Annotated in this window: 28 protein-coding genes; 19 read left to right on the plus strand and 9 right to left on the minus strand. The window is 45.1% G+C overall.

Going from position 1 to position 25952, the window contains the following annotated elements:
* Window positions 1-10: 10 nt before the first annotated feature.
* Both KFV11_RS01635 and KFV11_RS01640 read left to right on the plus strand, forming a co-directional pair.
* Window positions 11-820, plus strand: a complete 810-nt coding sequence (locus tag KFV11_RS01635) for a pyruvate, water dikinase regulatory protein (protein ID WP_246143152.1) — start codon at window positions 11-13, stop codon at window positions 818-820.
* Between the two features lie 125 nt (window positions 821-945).
* Window positions 946-2253: an APC family permease gene (locus KFV11_RS01640; RefSeq protein ID WP_254250167.1), complete on the plus strand. Its 1308-nt coding sequence runs from the start codon at window positions 946-948 to the stop codon at window positions 2251-2253.
* 70 nt (window positions 2254-2323) lie between these two features.
* On the opposite strand, the gene KFV11_RS01645 is transcribed toward KFV11_RS01640, so the two are convergent.
* Window positions 2324-3349: a threonine aldolase family protein gene (locus KFV11_RS01645; protein WP_254250168.1), complete on the minus strand. Its 1026-nt coding sequence runs from the start codon at window positions 3347-3349 to the stop codon at window positions 2324-2326.
* A 238-nt stretch (window positions 3350-3587) separates the two neighbouring features.
* Between KFV11_RS01645 and KFV11_RS01650 the strand changes: the two genes are divergently transcribed.
* Window positions 3588-5147, plus strand: a complete 1560-nt coding sequence (locus KFV11_RS01650) for an amidase family protein (protein WP_254250169.1) — start codon at window positions 3588-3590, stop codon at window positions 5145-5147.
* Window positions 5148-5192: 45 nt separating this feature from the next.
* Here KFV11_RS01650 and KFV11_RS01655 read toward each other — a convergent pair whose 3' ends face one another.
* Window positions 5193-6635, minus strand: coding sequence for a Mur ligase family protein (locus KFV11_RS01655; protein WP_254250170.1), 1443 nt, complete (start codon window positions 6633-6635; stop codon window positions 5193-5195).
* A gap of 290 nt (window positions 6636-6925) precedes the next feature.
* On the opposite strand from KFV11_RS01655, the gene KFV11_RS01660 reads away from it, so the two are divergent.
* The 3 genes from KFV11_RS01660 to KFV11_RS01670 all read left to right on the plus strand — a co-directional run bounded on the left by KFV11_RS01660 (window position 6926) and on the right by KFV11_RS01670 (window position 10058).
* Window positions 6926-7561, plus strand: coding sequence for an endonuclease III domain-containing protein (locus KFV11_RS01660; protein WP_254250171.1), 636 nt, complete (start codon window positions 6926-6928; stop codon window positions 7559-7561).
* A gap of 206 nt (window positions 7562-7767) precedes the next feature.
* The gene (gene brnQ / locus KFV11_RS01665; protein WP_254250172.1) at window positions 7768-9063 is read left to right on the plus strand and encodes a branched-chain amino acid transport system II carrier protein; all 1296 of its coding nucleotides are present in this window, start codon (window positions 7768-7770) and stop codon (window positions 9061-9063) included.
* A 152-nt stretch (window positions 9064-9215) separates the two neighbouring features.
* Window positions 9216-10058, plus strand: a complete 843-nt coding sequence (locus KFV11_RS01670; protein ID WP_149459662.1) for a manganese catalase — start codon at window positions 9216-9218, stop codon at window positions 10056-10058.
* 338 nt (window positions 10059-10396) lie between these two features.
* Here KFV11_RS01670 and KFV11_RS01675 read toward each other — a convergent pair whose 3' ends face one another.
* A complete protein-coding gene (locus KFV11_RS01675) occupies window positions 10397-11335 on the minus strand; it encodes a DMT family transporter (protein WP_254250173.1) in 939 nt (312 codons plus the stop codon).
* 103 nt (window positions 11336-11438) lie between these two features.
* A complete protein-coding gene (locus KFV11_RS01680) occupies window positions 11439-11810 on the minus strand; it encodes a VOC family protein (protein ID WP_254250174.1) in 372 nt (123 codons plus the stop codon).
* A 251-nt stretch (window positions 11811-12061) separates the two neighbouring features.
* Between KFV11_RS01680 and KFV11_RS01685 the strand changes: the two genes are divergently transcribed.
* The 4 genes from KFV11_RS01685 (at window position 12062) to KFV11_RS01700 (ending at window position 15304) form a co-directional block, all read left to right on the plus strand.
* Window positions 12062-12385, plus strand: a complete 324-nt coding sequence (locus KFV11_RS01685) for an ArsR/SmtB family transcription factor (RefSeq protein WP_302054843.1) — start codon at window positions 12062-12064, stop codon at window positions 12383-12385.
* Window positions 12382-13671, plus strand: a complete 1290-nt coding sequence (locus KFV11_RS01690) for an arsenic transporter (RefSeq protein WP_254250175.1) — start codon at window positions 12382-12384, stop codon at window positions 13669-13671. Before KFV11_RS01685 ends, KFV11_RS01690 begins: the two co-directional genes overlap by 4 nt.
* A 13-nt stretch (window positions 13672-13684) precedes the next feature.
* The gene (gene arsC, locus KFV11_RS01695) at window positions 13685-14086 is read left to right on the plus strand and encodes an arsenate reductase (thioredoxin) (protein ID WP_149459667.1); all 402 of its coding nucleotides are present in this window, start codon (window positions 13685-13687) and stop codon (window positions 14084-14086) included.
* A gap of 90 nt (window positions 14087-14176) precedes the next feature.
* Complete coding sequence (locus tag KFV11_RS01700; protein ID WP_254250176.1) at window positions 14177-15304, plus strand: MFS transporter; 1128 nt, start codon at window positions 14177-14179, stop codon at window positions 15302-15304.
* Between the two features lie 92 nt (window positions 15305-15396).
* Here KFV11_RS01700 and KFV11_RS01705 read toward each other — a convergent pair whose 3' ends face one another.
* From KFV11_RS01705 to KFV11_RS01715, 3 genes are all read right to left on the minus strand, one after another.
* Window positions 15397-15597 (minus strand): cold-shock protein, encoded by a 201-nt coding sequence (locus KFV11_RS01705; RefSeq protein WP_133444102.1) that lies wholly within the window; start codon window positions 15595-15597, stop codon window positions 15397-15399.
* A gap of 231 nt (window positions 15598-15828) precedes the next feature.
* Window positions 15829-16956: an ABC transporter permease gene (locus KFV11_RS01710; RefSeq protein ID WP_254250177.1), complete on the minus strand. Its 1128-nt coding sequence runs from the start codon at window positions 16954-16956 to the stop codon at window positions 15829-15831.
* Window positions 16953-17681: an ABC transporter ATP-binding protein gene (locus KFV11_RS01715; RefSeq protein WP_149459670.1), complete on the minus strand. Its 729-nt coding sequence runs from the start codon at window positions 17679-17681 to the stop codon at window positions 16953-16955. Before KFV11_RS01715 ends, KFV11_RS01710 begins: the two co-directional genes overlap by 4 nt.
* 139 nt (window positions 17682-17820) lie before the next feature.
* Between KFV11_RS01715 and KFV11_RS01720 the strand changes: the two genes are divergently transcribed.
* The 6 genes from KFV11_RS01720 to KFV11_RS01745 all read left to right on the plus strand — a co-directional run bounded on the left by KFV11_RS01720 (window position 17821) and on the right by KFV11_RS01745 (window position 22811).
* The gene (locus tag KFV11_RS01720) at window positions 17821-18309 is read left to right on the plus strand and encodes a GyrI-like domain-containing protein (RefSeq protein WP_211360012.1); all 489 of its coding nucleotides are present in this window, start codon (window positions 17821-17823) and stop codon (window positions 18307-18309) included.
* 215 nt (window positions 18310-18524) lie between these two features.
* Complete coding sequence (locus KFV11_RS01725; protein WP_254250178.1) at window positions 18525-18677, plus strand: hypothetical protein; 153 nt, start codon at window positions 18525-18527, stop codon at window positions 18675-18677.
* Between the two features lie 98 nt (window positions 18678-18775).
* Window positions 18776-19018, plus strand: coding sequence for a metal-sensitive transcriptional regulator (locus KFV11_RS01730; protein WP_149459711.1), 243 nt, complete (start codon window positions 18776-18778; stop codon window positions 19016-19018).
* A gap of 15 nt (window positions 19019-19033) precedes the next feature.
* Window positions 19034-19252, plus strand: a complete 219-nt coding sequence (gene copZ, locus KFV11_RS01735; protein ID WP_170234606.1) for a copper chaperone CopZ — start codon at window positions 19034-19036, stop codon at window positions 19250-19252.
* A gap of 73 nt (window positions 19253-19325) precedes the next feature.
* Complete coding sequence (locus KFV11_RS01740; protein WP_254250179.1) at window positions 19326-21512, plus strand: heavy metal translocating P-type ATPase; 2187 nt, start codon at window positions 19326-19328, stop codon at window positions 21510-21512.
* 66 nt (window positions 21513-21578) lie between these two features.
* Window positions 21579-22811 (plus strand): aminopeptidase, encoded by a 1233-nt coding sequence (locus KFV11_RS01745; RefSeq protein WP_149459672.1) that lies wholly within the window; start codon window positions 21579-21581, stop codon window positions 22809-22811.
* 40 nt (window positions 22812-22851) lie between these two features.
* Here the strand turns inward: KFV11_RS01745 and KFV11_RS01750 are convergent, their stop codons facing one another.
* Window positions 22852-23283 carry an organic hydroperoxide resistance protein gene (locus tag KFV11_RS01750; RefSeq protein WP_149459673.1) on the minus strand — a complete coding sequence of 144 codons (432 nt, stop codon included), beginning with the start codon at window positions 23281-23283 and terminating at the stop codon, window positions 22852-22854.
* Window positions 23284-23338: 55 nt separating this feature from the next.
* On the opposite strand from KFV11_RS01750, the gene KFV11_RS01755 reads away from it, so the two are divergent.
* From KFV11_RS01755 to KFV11_RS01765, 3 genes are read left to right on the plus strand one after another with little or no spacing between them, the layout of a single operon-like run.
* Window positions 23339-23755 carry a thiol-disulfide oxidoreductase DCC family protein gene (locus tag KFV11_RS01755; RefSeq protein ID WP_254250180.1) on the plus strand — a complete coding sequence of 139 codons (417 nt, stop codon included), beginning with the start codon at window positions 23339-23341 and terminating at the stop codon, window positions 23753-23755.
* A 53-nt stretch (window positions 23756-23808) separates the two neighbouring features.
* The gene (locus KFV11_RS01760) at window positions 23809-24222 is read left to right on the plus strand and encodes a hypothetical protein (protein ID WP_254250181.1); all 414 of its coding nucleotides are present in this window, start codon (window positions 23809-23811) and stop codon (window positions 24220-24222) included.
* Window positions 24223-24271: 49 nt separating this feature from the next.
* Window positions 24272-25204 (plus strand): cation diffusion facilitator family transporter, encoded by a 933-nt coding sequence (locus KFV11_RS01765; protein ID WP_254250182.1) that lies wholly within the window; start codon window positions 24272-24274, stop codon window positions 25202-25204.
* 10 nt (window positions 25205-25214) lie between these two features.
* Here KFV11_RS01765 and KFV11_RS01770 read toward each other — a convergent pair whose 3' ends face one another.
* Window positions 25215-25730, minus strand: a complete 516-nt coding sequence (locus KFV11_RS01770; RefSeq protein WP_149459677.1) for a DUF402 domain-containing protein — start codon at window positions 25728-25730, stop codon at window positions 25215-25217.
* Between the last annotated feature and the right edge of the window lie 222 nt (window positions 25731-25952).

Genomic DNA, 25952 nt, shown 5'->3' on the forward strand with positions numbered 1-25952 from the left:
AGGTCTTGATTTGAACGACCACGAACTAACGATATTTGTCGTCTCGGATTCTATCGGCGAGACAGCGCAGCGCATGATTCATGCGACACTCACCCAGTTTCCGATGCTTGATTCTGTCGTCATTAAGAAGTTCCCTTTTATGAAGGATAAGGAACAGTTCCAGAACATACTGGAGCTCGCCAAAAGCAGCAATGCGATATTAGTGACGACACTTGTTGACCAGGAGCTGAATCAGCTGGGCCTTAAGTTTGCAGCAGACTACGGCATTCCTTATGTTGACTATTTGTCAGGGCTGATCCATATTATTCAGCAGCAGACGAACGTCGAACCGTTATTAGAAAGCGGGGCGCTGCGGAGGCTCGACAGCACATATTTCAAACGGATTGAAGCGATGGAATATTCGGTGAAGTACGATGACGGTAAGAACTTCAATGATTTAAGCGAAGCAGATGCAGTGATTGTCGGTGTGTCACGGACATCAAAGACACCGCTCAGCATGTATCTTGCCAACAAAGGCTATAAAATAGCGAACATCCCGCTTGTGCCGGAAGTACCGCTGCCGGAAGCGCTGTTCAAGCAGCACTTGAAAGTATTCGGTCTTACGGCAGGTCCGAACTATATTATGAATATTAGAACGGAACGGGTAAAAATACTGGGGCTGCAGGGGCCGGCTGACTACAATAACTTACAGCGTATTAAAGAAGAGCTGATATACGCAGAAGAAGTGTTTGAACGGCTGAACGCGATAGTGATCAATACAGAATACAAGTCGATTGAAGAATCAGCCTTTTATATTGAGAAGTATTTAAACCGTTCTTAGACGACCAGCGGAAACATAGCAGATGCTATGTTTCTTTTTTTTAGTAACTGCTACATATCGAGGGCGAGTATGTTACTATACATAAGTAAGTTTTTGAAGCGATTACATTAGGAGGACTAAAATAGATGAATAATAGCTCTGAACTCAAAAAGAGCATTGGCTTCTTTCCGGCACTGGCATTGGTGATGGGGACAGTCATCGGTTCAGGTGTGTTTTTTAAAGTATCGAATATTACAGAAGTGACAGGAAGTGGAGGACTAACACTGCTTGTCTGGCTGATCGGCGGCATTATTACTATATGCGCAGGACTCACAGCAGCGGAACTCGCTGCAGCTATCCCGGAGACGGGCGGCCTGACGACGTATTTAGAATATACTTACGGCAAGTTCTGGGGCTTCTTATCCGGCTGGGCACAGGCGTTCATTTACTTCCCGGCCAATGTCGCGGCCCAGGCCATCGTCTTTGCGACGCAGGTGATCAATCTGTTCCATCTGGCACCGACATTGTTGATTCCTATCGCTTTTGTCGCGGCGCTATCCATTTACTTGATCAACATACTCGGCTCTAAAGCGGGCGGTATTCTGCAGTCGGTGACATTAGTGATCAAACTGATTCCGCTCATTTTAATCATTGTGTTCGGACTGATGCAGTCAGGGGACGTTCAGTTCTCATTATTCCCCGCTGCAGGCGCGAACAGCGGGCTGTTCACCGCCATCGGTGCCGGCTTGCTGGCGACAATGTTCGCTTATGACGGCTGGATTCATGTCGGCAATATTGCCGGGGAAATGAAGAATCCGAAGAAAGATTTACCGGCAGCGATTACAATCGGTCTTGGACTGGTCATGGCAATCTACTTGCTGATCAATGCTGCATTTTTACTGACATTTCCGATCAGCGGACTCGCTGGTAATTTGAATGCCGCTACTGATACGGCGGTTAAGTTGTTCGGAGAAGCGGGCGGCAAGTTAATCACAATCGGCATTCTGATCTCTGTGTACGGCGCATTGAACGGCTATACAATGACTGGCATGCGTGTGCCTTATGCGATGGCGGAGAAAAGTATGCTGCCATGGAGTAAGCAGTTTATGAGTCTCACTAAAGCAGGCGCGCCGTGGTTCAGCGGTCTCATTCAGCTGATGATTGCGATGATTATGGTATCACTCGGTGCCTTCGACTCGATTACTAATATGCTGGTCTTTGTTATCTGGCTCTTCTACTGCATGGCGTTTGTCGCAGTGTTTATACTGCGCAGACGCGAACCACGTATGGAGCGCCCTTACAAAGTGCCGCTCTATCCAGTCATTCCAGGGATTGCACTAGTCGCAGGCGTTTATGTCATGATCAATACACTAGTCACACAGCCGGTTCTTGCTATTATAGGAATCGCTGTGACATTAATCGGTATACCGGTGTACTATTATAAGAAGAACTGACAAGACTGCATAAAAAATACGGCTGCCTTCCGCGGAAAGCAGCCGTATTTTTTGTGAGATAAAGTAAGTGCTATAACGCAGCAATGAAGCTGTTGATGTCTTCTTCTTTAGTCGACCAGCTCGTACAGATTCTGACTGCTTTTCTGCCGTCACCTGCTTCCTCCCATACATAGAAGGAGTAATGGTCATGCAGTTCTTTAATTTTGTCATCTTCTAATATCGGGAAGATTTGATTCGTCGGTGAATCATATTTGAGCGCAATGCCTTTGTCCTTGAACGCGGCAAGCAGCAGTTCAGCCATACGGATAGCGTGATTTGAGACGTCAAAGTACAGGTTATCTTCAAACAGCACTTTGAACTGCAGCCCGAGGAAGCGGCCTTTAGCGAGCATACCACCGCGCTGCTTCATAATATAGCGGAAATCTTCTTTAATATAGTCATGACTGATGACGATCGCTTCACCGAACATCGCGCCGACTTTTGTGCCGCCGATATAGAATATATCTGTTAATGTCGTCAGGTCATGCAATGTCACATCGTTCGTTTTAGCAGCCATGCCGTAGCCGAGACGGGCACCATCGACCATTAAATAGAGGTTTTTAGCAAGGCAGACGTCTCTGATTGCCTGCAGTTCAGCTTTAGTATAAAGTGTGCCGAGCTCAGTCGGCTGAGACAGATAGACGAGCTTCGGCTGCGGAATGTGTTCATGGGTCGGGTCATCCCAGTGATTCTGCACATAGCTTGCGATCTGTTCGGCACTGATTTTACCATCTATATTCTGCAGCTCCAGCACTTTATGGCCGGTCGATTCAATCGCACCTGTTTCGTGGACAGCGATATGGCCGGAGTCCGCTGCCAGCACAGCTTGGTGCGGCCGCAAAATCGCAGAGATAATCGTTGTGTTGGCCTGCGTGCCGCCGACCATAAAATGAACATCGACGTCCTCATTGGCACAATGTCTTTTAATATGCTCAGCTGCAAGCCTGCAGTACTCATCCTCGCCGTAACCCGGCAGCTGCACTGTATTGGTCTTGACGAGTTCCTCAAGTATGAAAGGGTGCGCGCCCTCTGTATAATCATTATCAAATCTAATCATGTCATTCACTCATTTCCTAAAAGGTAGTTTGCTGTTATGATTATATTATCATAAGATTCTGTATTTGATGATGCTGTTAAGCTGGACGGATTTAATGATAAGTCAAGAAACTTAAAACGTGACGTGCAAACTTAAATTCACGCATCGCGCTAATAAATACGACGATTGAGTTGACTGTTTTAGGGAATGAATAAGAATTGGCAATTAGACCATTACATATAAGAAAGAAGGAACTCAAGTGAACAAGAAAAATATATCTATCGGCACGGCAGTAGGTGTAGCAGCGCTTATGGCGAGTGTAGGAATAGCGATAGCGCAGAAGAAAGAACCTAGAACTGCTAAAGAATCATATGCAATGTACAATAGAGACCGTCTTGTTAAAGCTGCCTCAGACCAGCTGGAAGGTGTGAACCTCGAACTTGTCCGGTCAAAGGCGGAATTCATCATTGATCGTTCGGTTGAAGAAATACAGGACGCTATTCGGAACAATGAGCTGAACTATGAAATATTGACTGCGTTCTACTTGGATCGTATTTTGACGTTCGACCAGGCAGAGAATGGTATTAACGGGATTTCTGAGATTAATAGTGAAGCGCTGGAGCTTGCCCGCAAGTGCGATGCATCACCAGTCGTTGAAAAAGGAATTCTGTTTGGTATTCCGGTGACAGTGAAAGAAAATATTAATACTTCTGATATGATTACAAGTGTCGGCACTTATATGATGCGGGACTATATCCCGGCAGAAGATGCTGACGTTGTAAAACGCTTGAAAGAAGCGGGCGCCATTATTATGGCGAAAACCAATTTATCTGAACTGGCGAACTACATGTCGCCGAAGATGCCGAGCGGTTACAGTTCAAAACATGGTCAGACGCTTAATCCGTATAAGCCGCTTGAATTATCACCACTTGGTTCAAGTTCAGGTGCCGGGACAAGTACGACTGCTAATATCGGTGCTATTGCACTTGGTACAGAGACAACAGGTTCTATTGTCGCACCCGCTGCTTATACGTCAACAGTCGGCTTCAAGCCAAGCATCAACCGTACAGCAGGTGAAGGCGTCTTTCCGCTTGCGAAGTCACTTGATGTCGTCGGGCCGATCACTAAATCAGTCACGGATGCAGTGTACGGCTACAACGCTATCACTGCCGACCGGTTAGACCGAATTGACATTGATGAAGTACGTGCAGGCAGCTTGAATAACAAACGCATCGGCGTGATTCAGGACGATCACGAGATGACGCAGCGCGCAATTGACTCATTGCGTCAGGCAGGCGCTGAAGTAATTGAACTGAAGTTCGACACATCAAATATTGATAATGTACCGGTTATCAATGCTGAATTCGGCCCGGCGGTAGAGCGCTACGCGAAGCAGCACAGCCTGCCATTCAATACGCTGGATGAACTGATTGCCTACAATAAGGAAGATATGAAGACGCGCGGCAAATACGGTCAAGGGCACGTTGAAACAGCAGCAGCCGCTGACAATAATCAAAGGCTTGTTGATGAGACCATTCATCATGCGGCAAGCTATTATGATGACTTGATCGACCGTCATCAGCTGGACAGCGTTGCGTATCTTGATTACGCTGGCACACTCGTAACAGCAGTGGCAGGTTATCCGGAAATCTCAATCCCGCTTGGTGTTGATAAAGACGGGGCGCCGCATGGTCTGACAATTACAGCAGAGATGGATGAAGACGAGAAAGTACTGCAGCTCGGCTACGCTTTTGAACAGCATCACCAAGGACGCCGCCGTTTGTCAGATGAAGAACTGAAAGCCAATTTAAAGCTATAACAACTAACAGCAGTGATCAAGGACTCCCTTAATCACTGCCTCTTTTTAATGGTCACAGAGCAGCTGTTTAATATACTGCTGGTCATCATGCTCGATTGTGCTGCCTCTGAAATGCTGAGGCTCGTTGATGCCGGTAAGAAGTATAATATCTTCAGCAGGATCAGTCGCTTTGATCAGTTGACTGATCCCTTCTTTTCTTGATGGTGATGACAGAACATGGTCGCTGTTATAACAGTCAGTTAAATGGTCAATCATCGTCGTCATGATAGTCTCGGGCTCGACATAGCCTACCTGCTCAGCTGCCAGCATCAGCTGATGGACGCCCGGCGGCAGCTGTTTGACGGTCAGCATAATCTTATCAAACCCTCGTAAGCCGATGCCGGTCACCATGACATTCAAGTTTTTCTGTTGTCTTGCGGCATACTTCAGTGCGTTATGAATGGATTCATTGACGGCAACTGGCGTATGGGCGAAGTCGAGTATGAATTCATAGCCTTGAATGTCCAGCACTTCAAACCGGTGGACAGGCGGCTGCACTTCTCCCGCATATTTCAGCAGCTGATTAATAGGGAAGCCGAGTTTATGCAGCGCGAACACACTCGTTGAGATATTGATGTAATTATGTTCGCCGAAAAATGAAGGATAAAGGCGGTGCTGCTCGCTGCCGACCTTGAGATCGATGTAGTCATCGTGTAAGTTGAACTGATAATAAGTGTCTGCATTACTGGAAAAATGGAAAGGGCCTTGTGCAAGTGAATGATATTCTCGAGTATCCATATTGACGATGTTATCCTTGCTTAACGCATCAAGCCGCAATTTGGCTTGAAGATAAGAGGCCATCGTCCCGTGATATTCAAGATGTTCCGGACTGAAATTAGTGAAAACTGCGAGGTCATTACTGATGAAATCTGTACGCTGCTGGTCGAGTGCGATAGAAGTCGCTTCATAAACAATATAGTCATACGCTTCTTCCGCGAAATATTTGATGATCTCAGCCAGCTCGAAATACATCGGAGTTGTTTGAGTGGAATGATTAAAATCAAGCTTATGATAATGGCAGTCGAAAATACCAAGCGTGCCGATAATACCTGTCTTCTGGCCTGAACATGTCAGCAGTTTAGCGATCATATGGCTTGTTGTCGTTTTACCGTTAGTACCGGTCACGGCGATGAATTTCAGGCGGCTGATAGCGTCATCGTAAAGCAGACGGATCAGCTGATTGGCCACCGCCGCGAAGTCACTGACCACTACTACTGGAATGCTGCTTTCTGCTAAAGCTATGTCTGTAATGATAAGTGCCGGCTTTTTCGCGACCGCAAGTTCAGCGTAGTGAGCCGCCTGCTCAGAGGATTTCAGCATGAAGATACTTTCATTCGTGATGTCCTGATACATTGATACGATGTGCGGCCTAAAGCCATCATCAGGCTTTAGATTATTGCTTGTAATGATGTACTCTTCGATAGCTGCAAGCATGATAGGTATATTCATATAACCCTCCGAGTTTATAGCATGGCATAAGGCACTGTTAAATCGACTTAGTATTTCAAGTATAAATTACTATTTAATAATATTATAGCTTATATAGACAGCTGTCAGATAATTTATATTTTCTGAATCCATTATATATTTATAGTTTTTTATAATGGAGTATGCTACAGCTGAGTAAAAATCTGCTATTACATTTTATTAAAATATAGTAAATATTGTAATATAAACTAAATGTAAACTGTTATAACTTAATCAATGTCCACTAATTATTAAAGGCAGGTGAACTGATTATGCTGGAGACAACAGAATTATACCAATTACTGTATCACCATATGGGACCGCAAGGGTGGTGGCCGGCAGAAAGTGAAATTGAGATGATGCTCGGTGCCATTCTCGTGCAGAACACCAACTGGAACAATGTCGTCAAGTCACTCGCTAATATCCGGCAGATGACTGCGTTTGATCGTTATAAACTTGCAGCGCTTACTACGGACGAAATAGCAGTGCTGATTCGGCCGAGCGGCTACTATAAGAACAAATCAAAAGCCGTGAAGACGCTGCTCGACTGGCTGGCACTATACGATTTTAATTACAGGCAGCTGTCAGATGATTACGGCACTGATTTGAGGAATGAACTGCTGAAGCTTCATGGCATCGGTCCTGAGACAGCGGATGTTCTTCTTGTCTACTTGTTTCATCGAGTCGAATTCATTCCTGACAGCTATACGAGGCGGCTCTATGCACGTCTCGGTTACAGCAATACTGACAACTACAACAAGTTCAAGCAAGAAGTCATACTGCCGGCTGATTTTACGTCAGAAGATGCCAAGGAGTTTCATGGACTACTTGATGAATTCGGCAAGAAATATTTATCCGGCAGGCCAAAAGAGCGTGAGCACTTTTTGACTGAATACTTTATAAATTAATAGAAATTACTTATTAATGAAACCAGGTGATATTAACAGACAGTGAAGTTCTGGACAGAGAAACTCGGTTTCCACTTTGTGAGAAATCAGCATCTTTACATTTTTGTATAGATGCTTTTTCGGTTTAAAGTGTGATTGACATTAATTTTTCGAAACATTATAATTTTTAGATAATTGTGTTCGCACTTAGTACTCAGGAGGAAGTCATGAATAAAACAGTAGTTGTGTCAGGTTTAATGTTATTTTCACTATTTTTCGGGGCGGGTAATCTCATCTTTCCGCCGATGCTCGGGTACACAGCAGGTCAGCATCTCTGGATTGCGATGCTTGGCTTTGTAGTGACAGGTATACTGCTGCCGCTATTGACGGTCATTATCACCGCTTACTATGACGAGGGTGTAGAAGGTGCCGGTAATAAAGTTCACCCGGTATTCGGACTGATTTTTGCGATTGTCATCTACTTATCCATCGGAGCGTTATACGGCATTCCGAGAGCGGCGAATGTCGCCTACGAAATTGGTGTGAAAAGCATTTTCCCTGCTGCAGGTTATTGGCTGCTCATTGTTTTCTCGCTGCTGTTTTTTATCCTGGTCTATATCATCGCTTTGAATCCATCAAAGATGGCAGCGACACTCGGGAAAGTGCTGACACCTGTGCTGCTATTTGTCATCGCTTTACTCTCACTGTTTGCGATAATGCATCCGGAACGCGCGCTGCAGCCTGCGCATGGTAAGTATATTCATGCGCCGTTTGTATCTGGATTACTTGAAGGCTACTTTACGATGGATCTTGTCGCTGCGCTTGCGTTCTCGGTAGTAGTCGTCAATTCATTTAAATACGCAGGGATCACTGATAAGAAGCAGATTGTCATCAGTATTTTTAAGGCCGGTATCATTTCATCGTCACTGCTGCTGCTGATTTATTTGTCGCTTGCCTATATGGGCGGCACTTCAAGTGCTCATGCATTTAAAGACGGAACAGATATTTTAACGTATCAGTCACTCCGAAACTTCGGCAGCCTCGGTAACCTGCTGTTTGCTGCGATTGTACTGCTTGCCTGTCTGACAACTTGTATCGGGCTCGTCAATGCCTGTGCCGAGTTTTTCCATAAAATTTACGGCAAGATTTCTTATCAGCGATGGGCACTCATTTTTTCTGTCATGGGCTTCTGTTTTACGACGCTTGGACTGGAGACAATATTAAGTCTTGCAGTGCCGCTGCTCATCTTTATCTATCCGGTGTCTATCGTTCTTGTCCTGCTGTCATGCGTCCAGGTCATCATTAAAGGACGGTCGAAATATTTGTTCATCCTGCCGGCTGCGGTCACGCTGCTTTTTTCAGTGCTGCAGATTATCGCGGAGCAGGTCGGATGGTTTCATGGATTCTATAATATGCTGCCGCTCTCATCACTTGGGCTTGCCTGGCTTGTTCCCTTCATGATATTCAGCTTTATCGGATTTATAATGGACCGTGTAATTCCTGCATCGCGTGTTGCTGCATAAAATTAATATAAGCCCATCCAGCCGCAGCCGGATGGGCTTCTTGTACTGTATAGGTATACAAAAATATGAAATTCGATTACAAAATGTTTATTAATACCAAATAGAGGTTATGTATTAAAAGTACAATAACTATATTTCTAGGAGGTTACTTTATGTTCTTACATGATAAACATTTACAGTTTGAAGCGAAACCGGTAAAACCCGATCCGTTAATGGCGAAGAAAGTTCAAGAGTTAATCGGTGGGCAATTTGGTGAGATGAGTGTAGCCATGCAGTACTTGTTCCAAGGCTGGGGTGTAAGAAAAGGTAACGAAAAATATAAAGATTTATTACTTGATATTGGTACTGAGGAATTAGGACATATTGAGATGCTTGCAACGATGGTCGGCCGTCTGCTGGAAGGTACGGACATTAAGCATCAGGAAGCGGCAGCGAAAGATCCGGTTGTCGGTTCAATTTTAGCTGGAATGAATCCGCAGCATGCGATTGTGTCCGGCTTGAATGCACGTCCTGCTGACAGTGTCGGCAATCCGTGGATGGGCAGCTATATTATTTCAAGTGGTAACCTGCTGGCAGACTTCCGTGCGAACTTAAATGCGGAATCTCAAGGTAGAATCCAGGCAGTCCGCATTTATGAGATGGCTGATGATCCAGGTCTTAAAGATATGCTGGCAGTACTGATTGCGCGTGACTCTTTCCATCAGAACTTATGGATGCAGGCAATTGCAGAACTTGAAGCGTCTGAAGGCAAAATTGTTCCTTCAACATTCGACCGTTCAAAAGAACGTACAGATATTGCCTTCTCATTGTATAACCATTCTGCAAGCTCAGAAGAAAGCAGCCTCGGTTCATGGGCAGGCGGCACAACTCCTGCCGGCGACGGCGAGTTCAATTACGTAGAAAAAATTCCTTTCGAAGGTGCAGTGCCAGAACTTGAGAACCCACCGGCATCACTGCATAATACATTACCACAGAACGATAACAAAAAATTATAAAATCAATGAGAACCATCCTGTTACTTCAGGATGGTTCTTTTTTGTCTTGACGCATAGAAGAGTAGATGACAATTCCAAAGGGTTGATACTTCGAACGAGGCGATACTCCCATTAGTCATAAGTAAGAAATACCAATAATTGCATCATAACTCTCAAAGTTGTGACGCAAAAACCGATAATTGCATCATCACTCTCAAAGTTGTGACGCAAAAACCGATAATTGCATCATAACTCTCAAAGTTGTGACGCAAAAACCAATAATTGCATCATCACTCTTTAAAGAAGACGGTTGCTTTCCATAGAGAAAGCACCGTCTTTTTTATGTTAATCACTATTAATTAAAACACTTCAATTAGAATAACACCGATAATCATCAATAGAATGCCGAGTAACTGAATGCCGGTGACAGAAGTTTTCTTCGCTCCGAGCAGACCGAACTGATCAATCATCATACTGCAGAGAATCTGGCCGAACAGTCCGACAATGACGACAAGTCCTGTACCTACTATCGGTACGAGTGTCGCCATGCCGAGCACAAATATTGAACCGATCAGACCACCGGTAAGAATCCACCATGGCCGTCCTTGACCGAAAGCCAGTTTGACGTTAGGCAGCTTTCTCAAGCCGAGCGTGACTATCAGCAATAAGATGATCATTCCGACAGTAAAGGAAATGAAAGCAGCATGAATCGGTGAATGAAGAACACTGCCGAGGTGACCGTTAATAGGGGCCTGCGTTGCCATCATCATCCCGGCAAGAATGCCGAACAACTGAAACGGCAGTTTACTGCCCTGCGTCTCAGCTGGCATACCGCGTTTTCTGCGGTTCAGCACATCCGGCAAAACAACGATACATATTAATCCAACGACAAGAATAAGAACACCGACGCCGCGCATAACAGTGAACGGCTGCTGAAGCGAGTTAAATAATCCGAAAGTATCAATCAGCATGCTGGCAATAATCTGCCCCATAATCGGCAGTAATACAGTCTGGACACCACCAAGCTTAGGGAACAGCAGTATATTACCAGTCAGACCGATGACACCAAGCAATCCGCCTATCCACAGCCAGGCCGGTTCTTCCGTAACTAAAGACGCGGGAAACAGCAGAGTACCTTTAGTCAGTAACGTAGCAATGCCGAGAAAAGTCATCCCGACTGTGAATGAAATCAGTGAAGCGACAAAAGGCGAGAGGACATAGCTGCGTAACCTCGAATTCACAGCCGTCTGCACCGGAACGCCGATTCCGATCAGTAACGCAAATAACAAAAAGAACACAATAAACCACTCCAATAATAAGGTATATCGTTATCATACACCTTTATAGAATGCTTTTAAAAAGAGAGAGTTTTCAAAAAAAGACATTATATCAACCTGCGGACTATAAATACTGCTCAAACATAATCGTATGGCCATCGGGATCTTCGATGACAAAATGAGCAGGACCTGTCGATTCATATTCAAAGGATTTGACCGGTTCGATGCCGTCTGCACGAAGTTTTGCTTCAATCTCACGGATATCCGGTGCATCTTGATTCTCCTGAAAGTCAGTATCCCACTTCGGATTGAATGTCAGTATATGACTGTCAAACATCCCTTGGAACAAGCCGATCGTGCACTCGCCATTCTTGACTACACACCATTTCTGGCTTAAGTCGCCCATAATCTGCTTGAAGCCGAGCTTCTTATAAAACTCCAGTGAAGCATTAATATCTTTTACTTCCAGACTTAACGAAAAGTTACCTAAATTCATGACTCAATCTCCTTTAGTATCAGCTATTACTATTAAAACATACATAGCGCGGAAAATGGTCTAAGAAACTTGCAGCATCGCTCGGTTTCAGGAATAAAAGCTTGTCAGGCAGACACAGATATTTTTAACAGTGACGGTTGAAAATCAAGAACACGAATATCGTTCACTGACAAAAACTATTTTTCTAATATAGACACTTATCTATATTTCCTTTATTATATAGACGAACATCTATATTAAGGAGGAAGTATATGGACTACGAACGACTGTCCGCTGTGTTCAAAGTACTGTCAGACCGCAATAGGCTTGAGATTATTGATCTGTTGTCATGTGGTCCGCTCTGTGCATGTGATATTCTAAAACATTTCAATGTCACTCAGCCGACACTGTCTCACCATATGAAGCAGCTGAAAGATATGGATATAGTGACGTCATGGAAAGAAGGCACGCGCGTGATGTATGCGCTGAACTGTGAGACGACGAATCGTACCATGCAGTTCATTGACCAGTTATTTACTGACAGCAATCACTGTATGTGCGGCCAAATTACTAAAGAAAGTTGTTGTGAATTATGACCTGGATTGCTGTTCTTATATTTTTAATCACATTAACACTTGTCATCTGGCAGCCGAAAGGTTTATCAATCGGTTATTCTGCAGTCGGTGGGGCGCTGCTTGCTTTACTATTCGGCGTCGTTGACTTCAATGACGTACTCGCTGTAACTGGTATTGTCTGGAACGCGACGTTTACGTTTATCGCTGTCATTTTAATCTCTCTTATTCTAGATGAAATCGGCTTCTTTGAATGGGCGGCCCTGCATATGACGCATCTGGCGCGAGGAAATTCATTTCTGATGTTCATCTACGTCTGTCTGCTCGGTGCAGTCGTCGCAGCATTTTTTGCGAATGACGGGGCGGCATTGATTTTGACGCCAATCGTGCTTGCGATGGTGCGTAATCTGAAGTTTGATGAGAAGATGGTCTTCCCGTTCATCATTGCTTCCGGTTTCATTGCGGATACGACGAGTCTGCCGCTGATTGTCAGCAATCTTGTGAACATTGTATCTGCAGATTACTTCGATATCAGCTTTCTGGAATATGCCAAACATATGCTGCTGCCGAATATTTTCAGTCTGCTCGCAAGTATCATCGTGTTATGGCTTTACTTCGGCAGACGCGTGCCGAGACACTATGATGAGACGCAGCTGCCGGCACCTGCCTCAGTGATCAAGGATAAGACACTGTTCACTATGTCATGGATTGTCCTCGGACTGCTGCTGATGGGTTATTTACTCAGCGACGTCATTCATGTCCCTGTGTCACTCATCGCTGGAATCATCGCCTTAGTGTTCATTTTGTTTGCACGCCGAAGTGGTGCTGTGCATACTGCGAAAGTCATTAAAGGTGCACCGTGGGCTATCGTCTTCTTCTCTATCGGTATGTATGTCGTGATTTACGGCCTGAAAAACGTCGGTCTGACAAGCGTGCTTGCAAATCTGATTCATCACATCAGCCAGACCGGGTTGTTCGGTGCGGTGATGGGAATGGGATTCTTGTCAGCTGTACTGTCATCCATCATGAACAATATGCCGACTGTGCTGATTGATTCTATTGCGATTCATCAGGCGCAGACAGCAGGCGTCATCAAAGAAGCGCTCGTCTATGCGAATGTCATCGGCTGTGACCTTGGTCCAAAGATTACACCGATCGGCTCACTTGCGACATTGTTATGGTTACATGTACTGCGTGGTAAAGGCGTCAAAATCTCATGGGGTACATACTTCAAGACAGGTATCGTCATCACGATTCCGGTGTTGTTCATGACACTTGTCGGATTATATTTATCGATGCTATTAAATTAAAAGGAGAATGACAATGAAAAAGAATAAGACGATATATTTCTTATGTACGGGTAATTCATGCCGCAGTCAAATAGCAGAAGGATTCGGGAAAAAATATTTACCTGAATGGAACGTATACTCCGCAGGGATTGAAACGCACGGCGTCAATCCTAAAGCGATAGAAGCAATGAAAGAAGTAGGGATTGATATTACTGAGCAGACGTCAGATAAAATAGACAGTGAACTGTTGAACAGTGCTGACTTAGTCATCACACTTTGTGATCATGCAAGAGACGTCTGCCCTGTGACACCGGCTCATGTGAAGACAGTGCACTGGGGATTCGACGATCCAGCCGGGCAGGACTGGTCAGTATTTCAGCGCGTCAGAGACGAAATTGGCACGCGTATTAAAGCATTCAGTGAGACTGGTGAGTAGGTAAATAAAATAAACCTGTAAATTTATTACAGGTTTATTTTAACAGGAAAGGGTAAATACCGAGCGATATGTTTAGCGGGAGTTAATGCTATGAATAAAGAAAATCAGCTTGTTTTTACAGGTATTATATTTATCGCAATGGCTTATGGCATTTCGCGCTTCAGTTATGGTCTGCTGCTGCCTTATTTCAATGGGCCGCTGCAGATGACTAATCAAATATCTGGTCTGATTTCAGCGGTCTCTTATTTAACATATATACTCGGGCTGCTGTCGGTCTTTACTGTCTTCAAAAACGTCCAGCCGCGCGACGATCTGCTTATATCAGCTTTGTTATCGTTGTTCGGACTGTCATTGCTGGTGCTCTCCACTCATTATATGCTGTTTGGCACAGGAGTCTGCATACTCGGATTTTCTGCTGGTATGGCTACGTCACCATTCGGCTATATTATTAAAGAAGAAGTGACATATGGTTATCAGGATAGAAGCAATGCCTGGCTCAATACCGGCATTGGTCTCGGCCTTGTCATTATAGGACTGGTTGTCTTCTTCTTTAAAGGACACTGGCGGTACAGTTACTTTACGTTCATTGTACTCAGTGTACTGATCACACTTGTGAACTATAAGAAGCTGCCGTTTGTTAATATGGGACATTTGAACTATAAGATGGATCTACGGTATATTTTCTACGGCAGAAAGCTGATTCTTTCCACAGTGCTGCTCGGTATCGGGACATCAGCGTACTGGACGTATTTCCAGTCCTATATTTATGAGACGGACTTCAAACAGTGGACGAGTCTGTTCTGGGTGACGCTCGGTCTCGGCGGCCTGCTCGGCGGTTTTGCCGGACGTGCCTTTGAGTTGTTCGGTCTGACGCGCATCCATATATTCACAGGATTATCACTTGCTGCTGCCAACGTCATGTTAATACTGACTCAGAACAGTATGCTGATGGCAGCTTCAACGGTATTGTTCGGCATGATTTACGTGTTCAGTATGGGTGTGTATGCTTTCTGGAGTTCAAGGCTCTATGTGGAGTTCCCATCGATGGGTATTATCATCACATTTGTGACGCTTGCTGCCGGTCAGTTCCTCGGAACATTCTTCTCGGGGTTTATACTGGAAGTCACAGGATTCAGAGGATTGTTCATTGTCTATAGTATATTGAGTCTAGTCACTATTCTGTTCAGGCCATTTGCCGAAGAACTGGAAGAGCTGTAGTCAGCGGCAATAAAGCGGTCCTTTTTTATTGCCGCTGACTCAAATAAATAGACAAAAAAAGACATCTCCTAGGAGATGTCTTGAAGGTTAAATTATAATTTAACGATGTTAGCTGCTTGAGGACCACGTTGGCCTTCTTCGATGTTGAATTCAACAGCTTGTCCTTCTTCTAATGTTTTGTAGCCGTCGCCTTCGATAGCGCTGAAGTGAGCGAATACGTCGTCTCCGCCTTCAACTGAAATGAAACCGAAACCTTTTTCTGCGTTAAACCATTTAACTGTACCTTGTGTCATGTGTAATGACCTCCAAATAATTATTACTAAATCAGAATTTCTCAAAAAGAAATTCACACGTTACAAAAGTATTAACAAACCACGTTACTTTTGTACCATGTGAATGCGTTGCCTTTTAAACGTTCGATTTAATTACTCTTAGTATATAACACATAAATGGCTTTGTCCAGTAAAGTATCAATTTATATTAATAGAAATTATATTAGTTTGAAATAATTGGACAATTCAGCGTTAAATTCTACGGTATTTCTTTAGTGCTGCAACGTTCAGACCGATGAACAGCAATGCAAATACAGCGAGAACGATGATATCTAAAGTGACAGCGCTGAGCGGCCACTCTTTGTACATGATTTTCTTCAGTGCATCTCCAGCGTAGTACAGCGGCATAATTCTGGCAAGTACTTGCAGCCAGCCCGCCATATTTTCAAGTGGAAACAATCCTGAGAGAAAGGCTTGCGGTACAATGACGAGCGGGATGAACTGAATCATCTGGAACTCCGACTTGGCGAACGCTGATAATAACAGCCCGAGTGACAATGCGACGAGTGCCACAAACAAGTTGACGACAATTACTTGCAGGATGGTCTTAGGTGCAGCAATGCCGAGTACGAAGACAGCGAACAGGACGATGACAAGTGTCTGGATTGATGCAAGCAGTCCGTAGCTGATGACATAGCTGAGTGTCACTTCGTATCTTTTTACCGGTGACAGGAGCATCCGCTCAAGCGTACCTGTCGTCCGTTCTTTCAAGAAACCGATACCTGCAATAAGGAAGACGAAGAAAAATACGAAAAAGCCGATGAGCACTGGTGACAAAGTGTCAAAAGCTGATGTATCTTTACTGCCGTAAATATAATCAGTCTTGACCGTCGTCTGTTCTGGTTTATTGACTGTCATATTTTTTGTCGGACTGAACGGGATTTTATTGAGTACTTGAGTGAGGTCTTTAAGCTGTGCTTTCATATCATCGATTAACGTGCTCTGTGTTTTCTGCTGGTAAATCTGATTGACCAGCAGCTTAATTTTGTTCGCAATAGCCGGGTCATCATTGAGCAGCTTGATAGTCACTTTATCTTTAGTTTTGATCACTATGCCGTCCAGCTGATGATCTTCCATAAAGGACTTTAAGTCAGACGGCTTATTCCTGTAATCCGTCACAGTCATCTCACTGTCTTCTAGTCTATCTACTATAGAAGGTTCAATATTTACAGTGCTGATTGCAGGTTTCTTCGTGCTGTTGTCAAAGGCTGCGTGCATGAGCGTCAAAATGAATAGCGGCGCAATGAACAGCATGGCAAGTGTCCGTTTATCTCTCAGCTTCTCAAGCAGTATGCGTTTGACGATTCCTGTCATTCTCATAGCGGCACCTGCTTTCTGCCGGCCTTAATGAAGACATCATCGAATGACGCTGCATGATACTGAGTCTTCAAATGATAAGGCGTGCCTGATGCCAGTATCGTACCATCTTTGATCATCGCGATATAGTCACAGCGTTCTGCTTCATCCATTACGTGCGTCGTCATAATAATCGTCTTTCCTTGCGCTTTAAGTTTCGCAAGCTCCTCCCATATTGACCGGCGCAGTTCCGGATCGATGCCTACGGTCGGCTCATCCAGTATAATAATCGTCGGATTGTGCAGCAGTGCGATCGCCAGTGACAAGCGCCGCTTCATACCGCCTGAATACTGGCTGACTTTCTTGTTCAGATCGTTTTCCAGACCGACAAGACCTGCTGTATAAGCGATGCGTTCTTTCGCGACATTCTTCTTAAGTGAATATAAAGAACAGTAGAATGCCAGATTCTCACGTCCCGTTAACTCGCTGTACAAAGCATCAGACTGTGCCATAAAGCCGACGTGCTGCATGAGCGATCTATCAGGGACTACTTTATCAAGCACATAAATACTGCCGGCAGACGGATAGTCAAGCCCTGCAATCATCCGCACAAGCGTTGTCTTGCCCGCACCAGACGGCCCGATAAAGCCGTATATTCTGCCGCTGTCCATATCGAAGTCGATACCAGTCAGCACTTGAGCATTACCGAAGGATTTGGAGACATTATTAATAATAATCTGTTCTGCCATAGGGCACCTCCATAAGTTGGACTTTCTTACATTATAACGATATATGGCTCACAGTACCTATATGATTGATTAATCGATTATATTGAAGATTTCATGTACAATGTAAGCGTAACCTAAAATGATGTGAGGGGTGACGGCAGTGGAAGTGAGGATTGAAGAGAAAGACGCATTTAATATCGTCGGTGTGACTAAACGAGTGCCTATCCGCTTTGAAGGATTAAACGCGGAAATCATAGAACTTGCACAGAGCATCACTGCATCACAACATGACACGATGAATTGCTTGAATGATTTATATCCTCATCAAGTCGTCAATGCTTCCTTTGACTTTGACGACACGCGCTTTGAAGGAAAAGGGGAGCTGACGCATATGATCGGTTTCATCACAGCGAAAGACAACCCGACAGACGAACTGAAGCAGCTGCATGTCGAAAGCGGCACATGGGCCGTATTCCCGAGCACAGGACCATTTCCGCAGACCCTGCAGGATATATGGGGGATGATTTATGCAGAGTGGCTGCCGGAATCAGATTACATAGTGACAGCAGGCCCGGAAATATCATTCACGCAGAACAACAACAGTGAAATAAAATACAGCGAAATATGGCTGCCTGTTAAGAAGAAGTGAAAAAATATTAAGAGTGAAGCAGAGCGGTTGTATTGCTGCTTCTTTTTTGTGTAAATTTGGTATTGAGTCAGATTGACAAAACCCATATTGTCTGCAGAAACACAAAGGACTTAAAATGTAGACCAAATTTGAAATGAAAATGGGCCACATTTTGATTTGTGGACCAAATTTGAAATGAAAATGGGCCACATTTTGATTTGTGGACCAAATTTTGAGTGGATAACATCGTCACATTTTTTGTGCTGGACAGCGGGAGTGATGCAGAGCGGTTCAGTGAGCGTTCTAATACTCTGCTGATCCGGGATTTCTCAACGGAAGCAGCACTCGGACAGCTGCCGGAGTTAGCAGCAGTCAGTTCATCTGTTTGACAATAGTACCCTTAGGGGGTATAATTACTATGTAACAGGAGGTGTTGCCATTGACAGAAGAACGCAGGAGCCACCATCCTGATCATGTCAAAAAAGATATGGTCAACCGTCTGAACAGAGTAGAAGGGCAGATCCGCGGGATTAAAGGGATGATAGAGAAAGATGTCTACTGTGATGAAGTGATCACGCAGTTATCAGCTGCCCAGTCAGCGCTTAACAGCGTGGCGAAAATACTGCTTGAAGGTCACTTGAAAGGCTGCGTTGTCAACCGGTTGAACGCCGGTGATGATGAAGTGCTGGATGAATTGTTAGTCACGATGCAGAAGTTAATGAGAAAATAACAAGGAGTGGTTAATATGGCAAACCAAACATTGAACGTACGAGGTATGACTTGTGAACACTGCCGTTCAGCTGTAGAAGAAAGTGTCAGTGCAGTTGAAGGGGTAAACGATGTGACCGTGAATCTTGAAAGCGGAGAAGTCGCTGTAGGATTTGACGATACGAAAGCCGCTGTCGAAGATATTAAAGATGCCATCGAAGAGCAGGGCTACGAAGTGATTCCGACAATAGAATAGTGAGAGAGTGCGAATTTTTCGCACTTATTTTTTAATTTAAATATACCCTGGTATGGTATGGGAAGGTGAATAAATGAAACCGCACAAAACAGAGCTTGAGATCACAGGTATGACGTGTGCTGCCTGCTCCAGCCGTATAGAGAGAGTGCTGAACAAAATGGAAGGCATTGATGAAGCGAATGTCAATTTAGCGCTGGAACATGCAACAGTGACTTATGACCCGGACATGACTGATGCGGCGCATATTATAGCGCGGATTGAGAAACTTGGCTACGGCGCATTCCAGGAAGTAGACTCACAACAGACAGAAGATATAAGGGGCGAGGAGTCACGCCGGCAGCTCATCAAGTTCATCGCTGCTGCCGTTTTGTCGCTGCCACTGTTATGGACGATGCTCGGTCACTTTAAGCTGACGTCTTTCCTGCCGGTGCCGATGCTCCTGATGAATCCGTGGGTTCAGCTGCTGCTGGCGACGCCGGTGCAGTTCGTCATCGGCCGGCAGTTCTACACAGGTGCCTATAAAGCACTGAAAAATGGCAGTGCCAATATGGATGTCCTTGTTGTACTCGGTACATCAGCGGCTTATGGCTATAGTGTCTACCAGATGTTTAAAGGACATCATACGCACCTTTATTTTGAGACGAGTACTGTACTGATCACATTAATATTGCTCGGGAAATTATTAGAAGCAAGAGCGAAGGGTAAATCGTCCGGCGCTATAAAAGCACTGATGGGGCTGCAGGCTGAAACAGCAGTGGTCAGCCGTAATGGCGAAGAACTGACGATTCCGTTAGCAGAAGTCATCATAGGAGACATCGTGCAGGTGAAACCCGGGGAAAAAATCCCGGTTGACGGTGAAATGCTGGAAGGACAGTCAGCGGTGGATGAATCAATGCTGACAGGTGAAAGTCTGCCGGTCGACAAAAGTGCGGGTGACACGCTTTACGGGGCGACGCTTAATAAGAACGGCTTTATTACGATGCGTGCAACGAAAGTCGGTAAAGAGACAGCGCTCGCACAGATTATTAAAGTCGTCTCTGACGCTCAAGGTTCGAAAGCACCGATTCAGCGTCTGGCTGACCAAATTTCCAATGTTTTTGTGCCGATTGTCATCACTCTTGCACTGGCGGCCGGACTCATCTGGTATATGTTCGCTGCGCCGGGCAACTTTGCCCAGGCACTTGAAATTACAATCAGCGTGCTCGTCATCGCCTGTCCGTGTGCGCTCGGACTCGCGACGCCAACATCAATTATGGCAGGATCCGGGCGTGCTGCTGAAGCGGGCGTATTGTTCAAAGGCGGAGAGTTTCTTGAGCAGACGGGCCGAGTCAATACAGTCGTGATCGATAAGACCGGGACAGTGACGCATGGTCAGCCTGTGCTGACAGATATCATATCAGTCGATATGCCGCATGCAGAGCTGCTGACACTTGCTGCTTCTGCTGAGAAGCAGTCGGAACATCCGCTTGCTGAAGCGGTCGTCAACAAAGCAGCAGCGGAAGAGCTGACATTAGTTAAGCCTGACCAGTTTCAAGTAATCCCAGGCTATGGTATTCAAGCAGTCATCGCCAGCCGTGAAATCATCATCGGCACTGAGCGACTGCTGGCATCAGTTTCTGTCGATGAATACGTGCTGGAACAGATGCATGCATTTGAAGCAGATGGTAAGACAGTCATGCTGATTGCTGTCGACAATAAGTTCGAAGGGCTGATCGCGGTTGCTGACACAGTGAAAGAAACCTCGGGAGAAGCTGTGGCACGCCTGAAATCTCTCGGTGTGGCAGTCATCATGCTGACTGGAGATAACAAGAGGACAGCAGAAGCAATCGGCAGACAAGTAGGTGTGGATCAGATCATTTCAGATGTGCTGCCGGAAGACAAGGCGAAAGTAGTGCGCAGGCTGCAGTCAGAGGGCAAGACAGTAGCAATGGTCGGCGACGGTATTAATGATGCACCGGCACTTGCCACAGCGGACATCGGTATGGCAATCGGGACAGGGACTGACGTTGCAATGGAAGCAGCCGATATTACATTGATCCGCGGTGATTTGAACAGTATTGCTGATGCGCTCATTATGAGCCGGAAGACGATGCGCAACATTAAGCAGAATTTGTTCTGGGCATTCGGCTACAATGTCATTGGTATCCCTGTCGCAGCACTTGGTCTGCTTGCGCCGTGGGTAGCGGGTGCTGCGATGGCATTCAGCTCAGTCTCTGTTGTGCTGAACGCTTTACGGCTGCAGCGGATGAAGATTAAATAGTATATTCATTTACAAATTACTTCGGCTTCCGATATAATGTGAATAATAAAACACTGGGGTGATTGGATGAAACAGTTTACTGAACAGATCAAAAAATATGCTGAAGTCATTGCGAAAGTCGGATTGAACGTGCAGCCGGGCGAAACAGTCGTCGTGCTGTCAGACGTCCGTGCACTTGATTTAGTGCGCGCGTTTACAACAGCGAGCTATGAGCTTGGAGCGAAGAAAGTCATTGTTGAGCTGTCTGACAGCACGCTTCAGCAGGACCATATGAAATATCAGTCTATCGAAACTATTGAAGACTTACCACCTTATTTAAAAGTGAAAAACGACTATTACTTGCAGGAAAAAGTATCAATGCTGTTTATTCACGCGACATCTCCTGAAAGCCTGAAAGATGCTGCTCCTGAAAAACTTGCGGCAGCTAATCGTGCCGGCCGTGAAGTATCAAAGGAACTCAGTGATTCACGCATGCGTCATGACCAGCCGTGGTGTATCGTCGGCTACCCGGGTCCAGAATGGGCGAAGCTTGTCTTCCCTGACTTAGCAGAGGAAGAAGCAGTAGCTGAACTGATGGAAAATATATTGAAAACAGTGCGGGTGGATCAGGAAGACCCAGTAGCCGCATGGAATGCCCACGGTGATTTTCTGAAGTCACGTGCTAAATGGTTAAGTGATTTCAACTTTGACCGGCTGAAATATACGGCACCGGGCACTGACCTTGAAATCGGTCTGATTGACGGCTCACAGTTTGCAGGCGGCGGCCATAAAAGCCGCGGTAACCTTGATATTAAAGTCAATATGCCGACAGAAGAAGTGTTTACGTCACCGGATTACCGCCGGGTGAACGGTGTCGTCAGCAATACGCTGCCGCTGAGTTACGCAGGGCAGATCATCGATCACTTCAAGCTGACTTTTAAAGATGGTGTAGTCACTGACTTTGAGGCAGAACAAGGCTTTGATGCCCTGAGAGAACTGCTGGATACGGACGAAGGTGCAAGACGACTAGGAGAAGCAGCGTTAGTACCGGTTGATTCACCGATTTCGAACTCCGGTATTCTTTATTACAACACATTGTTCGATGAGAATGCATCATGCCACGTTGCTCTCGGCAAAGCTTATCCAGGACCAGTGCCCGGAGCAAACGAGATGACCGAGGAAGAGCGCGATGCAGTCGGCTTGAACAGCTCTTTAACACACGTCGACTTTATGATCGGCAGCAAAGAACTCGATATCGACGGCATCACAAGAGATGGTAAAGTTGTCCCTGTGTTCCGTCAAGGGAACTGGGTGGAATAATCAAGAATGGACGGTGTCATATGACACCGTCCATTCTTGATTATTCAGTGCCTGTCGCTGATAAGTTCACATTGACGTTGCCGTGCAGCGCTTTTGAGTAAGGGCAGTGCTTATGAGCAATCTTGATGAATTTCTCTGCATCGGCCTGTGATAGTCCTTTAATATCTGCTGCTAAATCAATATCGAGCTTGAAGCTGTTTTTGTCATCTGGGTCTTCAATTAAGCGGACTGTTGCTTTGACCTGACTTGATTCATAATCTTTATGAGCTGCTTTCAGTACGAGTTCAAGCGCACTGTTGAAACATGTGCTGTAACCCGCTGCGAATAATTGTTCCGGATTCGTTTCAGTCGTCGCTGTACCACCCATTTCCTTTGGTTTGTCGACCTTGACTTTTAAGTTGCCGTCTTCTGTATAGGCTTCACCTGCACGGCCGCCGGTATTAATCGCGCTCGTTTCATAAATAGTCTTCATAGTCATCGCTCCTTATAGTTTAAATCTACAATTATAGTTCCACTGAACGTAGCTGTTGAAACATATAACGGGTAAAGTATATGATAAACTGATAGAGGTGAGAGCGATGAATGTTGTGATTTATGATGGTGACTGCGGGTTCTGTCAGCACTGGATCCGCTGGCTGCTGAAACATGACAGCAATGAACGGCTGTTGTTTGCTGATCAGTACTCGGCGTTCTTTCAGAGCCTGCCCGTGCGCACGGCTGACAGTGTCATGCTGATTGCCGGCCGGCACAGTTATACGAAATCAGATGCCGTGATCGAAATTCTGGCCGCAATCGGCTGCAGAAAACTTGCCTTTGCCGGCCGGCTTGTACCAAAAGTGTTAAGAGATGCACTTTATGAAATCATCGCTAAATACCGCCACCGGCTCGCACCAAAGTCATGCGAAATAATGCCGGATGCGTATAAAAAACGGTTTATTGGGTAAAGAGGATAAGAACATAACGACTGAAAAACTAACTAAAAGCGAGGGAATTACATATGGAAAAGTGGCTGAGACTAGGATTTGGCATTGGAGCAGGTATTTATATCACGAAAGACGTCATGGGCTATGTGAGAAAATTAGAAAGTCGCGATCAGGTGACTGAACAGCTGAATCAGCTGCAGAAATACAGCGGTCTTGCGACAGTGTTCTTAACGACGACGACCGCACTACTGAAAAATCATTCTGATAAAAATAAAAAAGGCAGTGCAGAAGTCAGTGCAGTCGCGGATGAGACAGTGACAACTGACGGGCATGTACCGAAAGAGTCTGTCAGTGATTCTGTGAAATCGATTCTTGATACCGGGATTGTCTCAGCGTTTGTGACGGACCAGCAGAAAGTAGACCGCATTAAAGATGTCGTTGATGAAGCGGCAAAAGTAGAGAAATTTCTGCGCGGCTGGTTGAAATAAGTATATATGCCGGCATGGACTGCAGGCTCGAGAGATAAGAGGTGATAGTATGGCAGGTGAACATAACCATGCCCATACGGCAAATAAAAAGGCACTGTTACTGAGCTTTATTGTTATTACCGCCTATATGATTGTTGAAGCAGTCGGCGGGTTTATGACGAATAGTCTTGCACTGCTGTCAGATGCGGGACATATGCTGTCTGATGCTATATCGCTCGGTGTAGGATTGATGGCACTCGTTTATGGTACGAAGTCAGCAAATTATACGAAGACATATGGCTATAAGCGATTTGAAATATTAGCTGCTGTAGTCAATGGCGTTGCATTGATCGGTATATCACTATACATATTAGTAGAAGCGGTCGGCCGTTTCCAGCATCCACCGGCAGTCGCATCAAGGGGCATGCTGATCATCGCTGTCATCGGTCTCCTCGTCAATATCTTTGTCGCGTGGCTGTTGATGCGCGGTGATACGCATGAGAACTTGAACATCCGCGCAGCTTTCCTGCATGTCATCGGGGACCTGCTTGGTTCTGTCGGTGCGATTATCGCAGCACTGCTCATTATGTTCTTTAATCTTGGTATCGCTGATCCGATTGCCAGTATCATCGTTGCCTTACTAGTGCTCGTCAGCGGCTTCAGAGTGACGCGTGACGCTGTCCATATTTTGATGGAGGGGACACCTGCCAACGTCGATATCGATGAAGTCATCAGCACGATTAATGAGGTTGACGGTGTAATAGCTTTACATGATCTGCATATATGGAGCATTACGAGCGGACAGAATGCACTGAGCTGCCATGTTGTCGTTGATGGCGGGATGACTGTCCAGGAAAGTCAAATGATCCAGGAAGAGATCAGTCATCGACTGGAGCACAAGAATATCGGCCATACGACTATCCAAGTGGAATGCACGACGACGCAGCACGCAGCATCGATTATCTGCACCCATCAGGAACAGGCGCACAGCCATCATCATTAAAGAAAGCACCTTATTTAGCGATAAGGTGCTTTACTGTATCAAATTGTTGGACGCCGAACGGAAAGACACCGTTTGTAATATTGTTTTTCAGTTCCTGTAATGACACAACAGCGAAATTAGTCAGCTGAATAGGATAGTGGTATTTTCTGCTGTTCTTTAAATACATCTCATGATTTTTCAGGAACCAGAGACCTTCGCTTGTTTTGACATAATCCATATCGATATCAATATAAGTGATATTGCCGTTCTCATTTTTACATGGCGTGGAGATGTTGCAGAACATGCTGAGCGGTTTCATGTCATCATCGATGCAGATAGACACGGTGTAGCCGTGATATTTTGAGAAGAAATGCAGACTGGCATGTTCTGATATGTACGTCTGTTCGTTGATGAAATGCTTAAGTTCATTGAATTTCGGGCAGTAAACCAGCCAGTAATGAGAAGTTTCATCCAGTAGTTTGCCTTTGTATTCAACGTGAGGGTTGTTAGGATATTTATATGATTTGATTAATATTGTATCTTCCATGCAATCACTCCTTTGAGTTCTCGAGAATGATAAATAGGGCAGTGCTTTATTTTGAAAGCGTTTAACTTTTTGCCTATTGTCTTATTGTATAAGATAACTTAAAACTTCGCACATATTTTTAGAGAAAATATTTTATCTGGAGTAAATTTATGACGAAAGCATGACTATTTTGCTAATAGTTTCACAATGACAATAGTATAGCGCTGAGAGATAATAAAATCT

Origin of the sequence: Macrococcus equipercicus (genome assembly GCF_024205945.1) — a bacterium.
In the GTDB taxonomy this organism is placed as follows: domain Bacteria; phylum Bacillota; class Bacilli; order Staphylococcales; family Staphylococcaceae; genus Macrococcus; species Macrococcus equipercicus.

What these genes read in the sequence shown, in the direction of transcription:
- KFV11_RS01710 (WP_254250177.1), bottom strand. Translation starts at nt 16,956, where the DNA reads ATGAGAATGACAGGAATCGTCAAACGCATACTGCTTGAGAAGCTGAGA.
- KFV11_RS01680 (WP_254250174.1), bottom strand. Translation starts at nt 11,810, where the DNA reads ATGAATTTAGGTAACTTTTCGTTAAGTCTGGAAGTAAAAGATATTAAT.
- KFV11_RS01645 (WP_254250168.1), bottom strand. Translation starts at nt 3,349, where the DNA reads ATGATTAGATTTGATAATGATTATACAGAGGGCGCGCACCCTTTCATA.
- KFV11_RS01730 (WP_149459711.1), top strand. Translation starts at nt 18,776, where the DNA reads ATGGTCAACCGTCTGAACAGAGTAGAAGGGCAGATCCGCGGGATTAAA.
- KFV11_RS01660 (WP_254250171.1), top strand. Translation starts at nt 6,926, where the DNA reads ATGCTGGAGACAACAGAATTATACCAATTACTGTATCACCATATGGGA.
- KFV11_RS01685 (WP_302054843.1), top strand. Translation starts at nt 12,062, where the DNA reads ATGGACTACGAACGACTGTCCGCTGTGTTCAAAGTACTGTCAGACCGC.
- KFV11_RS01765 (WP_254250182.1), top strand. Translation starts at nt 24,272, where the DNA reads ATGGCAGGTGAACATAACCATGCCCATACGGCAAATAAAAAGGCACTG.
- KFV11_RS01700 (WP_254250176.1), top strand. Translation starts at nt 14,177, where the DNA reads ATGAATAAAGAAAATCAGCTTGTTTTTACAGGTATTATATTTATCGCA.
- KFV11_RS01640 (WP_254250167.1), top strand. Translation starts at nt 946, where the DNA reads ATGAATAATAGCTCTGAACTCAAAAAGAGCATTGGCTTCTTTCCGGCA.
- KFV11_RS01770 (WP_149459677.1), bottom strand. Translation starts at nt 25,730, where the DNA reads ATGGAAGATACAATATTAATCAAATCATATAAATATCCTAACAACCCT.
- KFV11_RS01745 (WP_149459672.1), top strand. Translation starts at nt 21,579, where the DNA reads ATGAAACAGTTTACTGAACAGATCAAAAAATATGCTGAAGTCATTGCG.
- brnQ (WP_254250172.1), top strand. Translation starts at nt 7,768, where the DNA reads ATGAATAAAACAGTAGTTGTGTCAGGTTTAATGTTATTTTCACTATTT.
- KFV11_RS01740 (WP_254250179.1), top strand. Translation starts at nt 19,326, where the DNA reads ATGAAACCGCACAAAACAGAGCTTGAGATCACAGGTATGACGTGTGCT.
- copZ (WP_170234606.1), top strand. Translation starts at nt 19,034, where the DNA reads ATGGCAAACCAAACATTGAACGTACGAGGTATGACTTGTGAACACTGC.
- KFV11_RS01715 (WP_149459670.1), bottom strand. Translation starts at nt 17,681, where the DNA reads ATGGCAGAACAGATTATTATTAATAATGTCTCCAAATCCTTCGGTAAT.
- arsC (WP_149459667.1), top strand. Translation starts at nt 13,685, where the DNA reads ATGAAAAAGAATAAGACGATATATTTCTTATGTACGGGTAATTCATGC.
- KFV11_RS01655 (WP_254250170.1), bottom strand. Translation starts at nt 6,635, where the DNA reads ATGAATATACCTATCATGCTTGCAGCTATCGAAGAGTACATCATTACA.
- KFV11_RS01670 (WP_149459662.1), top strand. Translation starts at nt 9,216, where the DNA reads ATGTTCTTACATGATAAACATTTACAGTTTGAAGCGAAACCGGTAAAA.
- KFV11_RS01750 (WP_149459673.1), bottom strand. Translation starts at nt 23,283, where the DNA reads ATGAAGACTATTTATGAAACGAGCGCGATTAATACCGGCGGCCGTGCA.
- KFV11_RS01760 (WP_254250181.1), top strand. Translation starts at nt 23,809, where the DNA reads ATGGAAAAGTGGCTGAGACTAGGATTTGGCATTGGAGCAGGTATTTAT.
- KFV11_RS01705 (WP_133444102.1), bottom strand. Translation starts at nt 15,597, where the DNA reads ATGACACAAGGTACAGTTAAATGGTTTAACGCAGAAAAAGGTTTCGGT.
- KFV11_RS01690 (WP_254250175.1), top strand. Translation starts at nt 12,382, where the DNA reads ATGACCTGGATTGCTGTTCTTATATTTTTAATCACATTAACACTTGTC.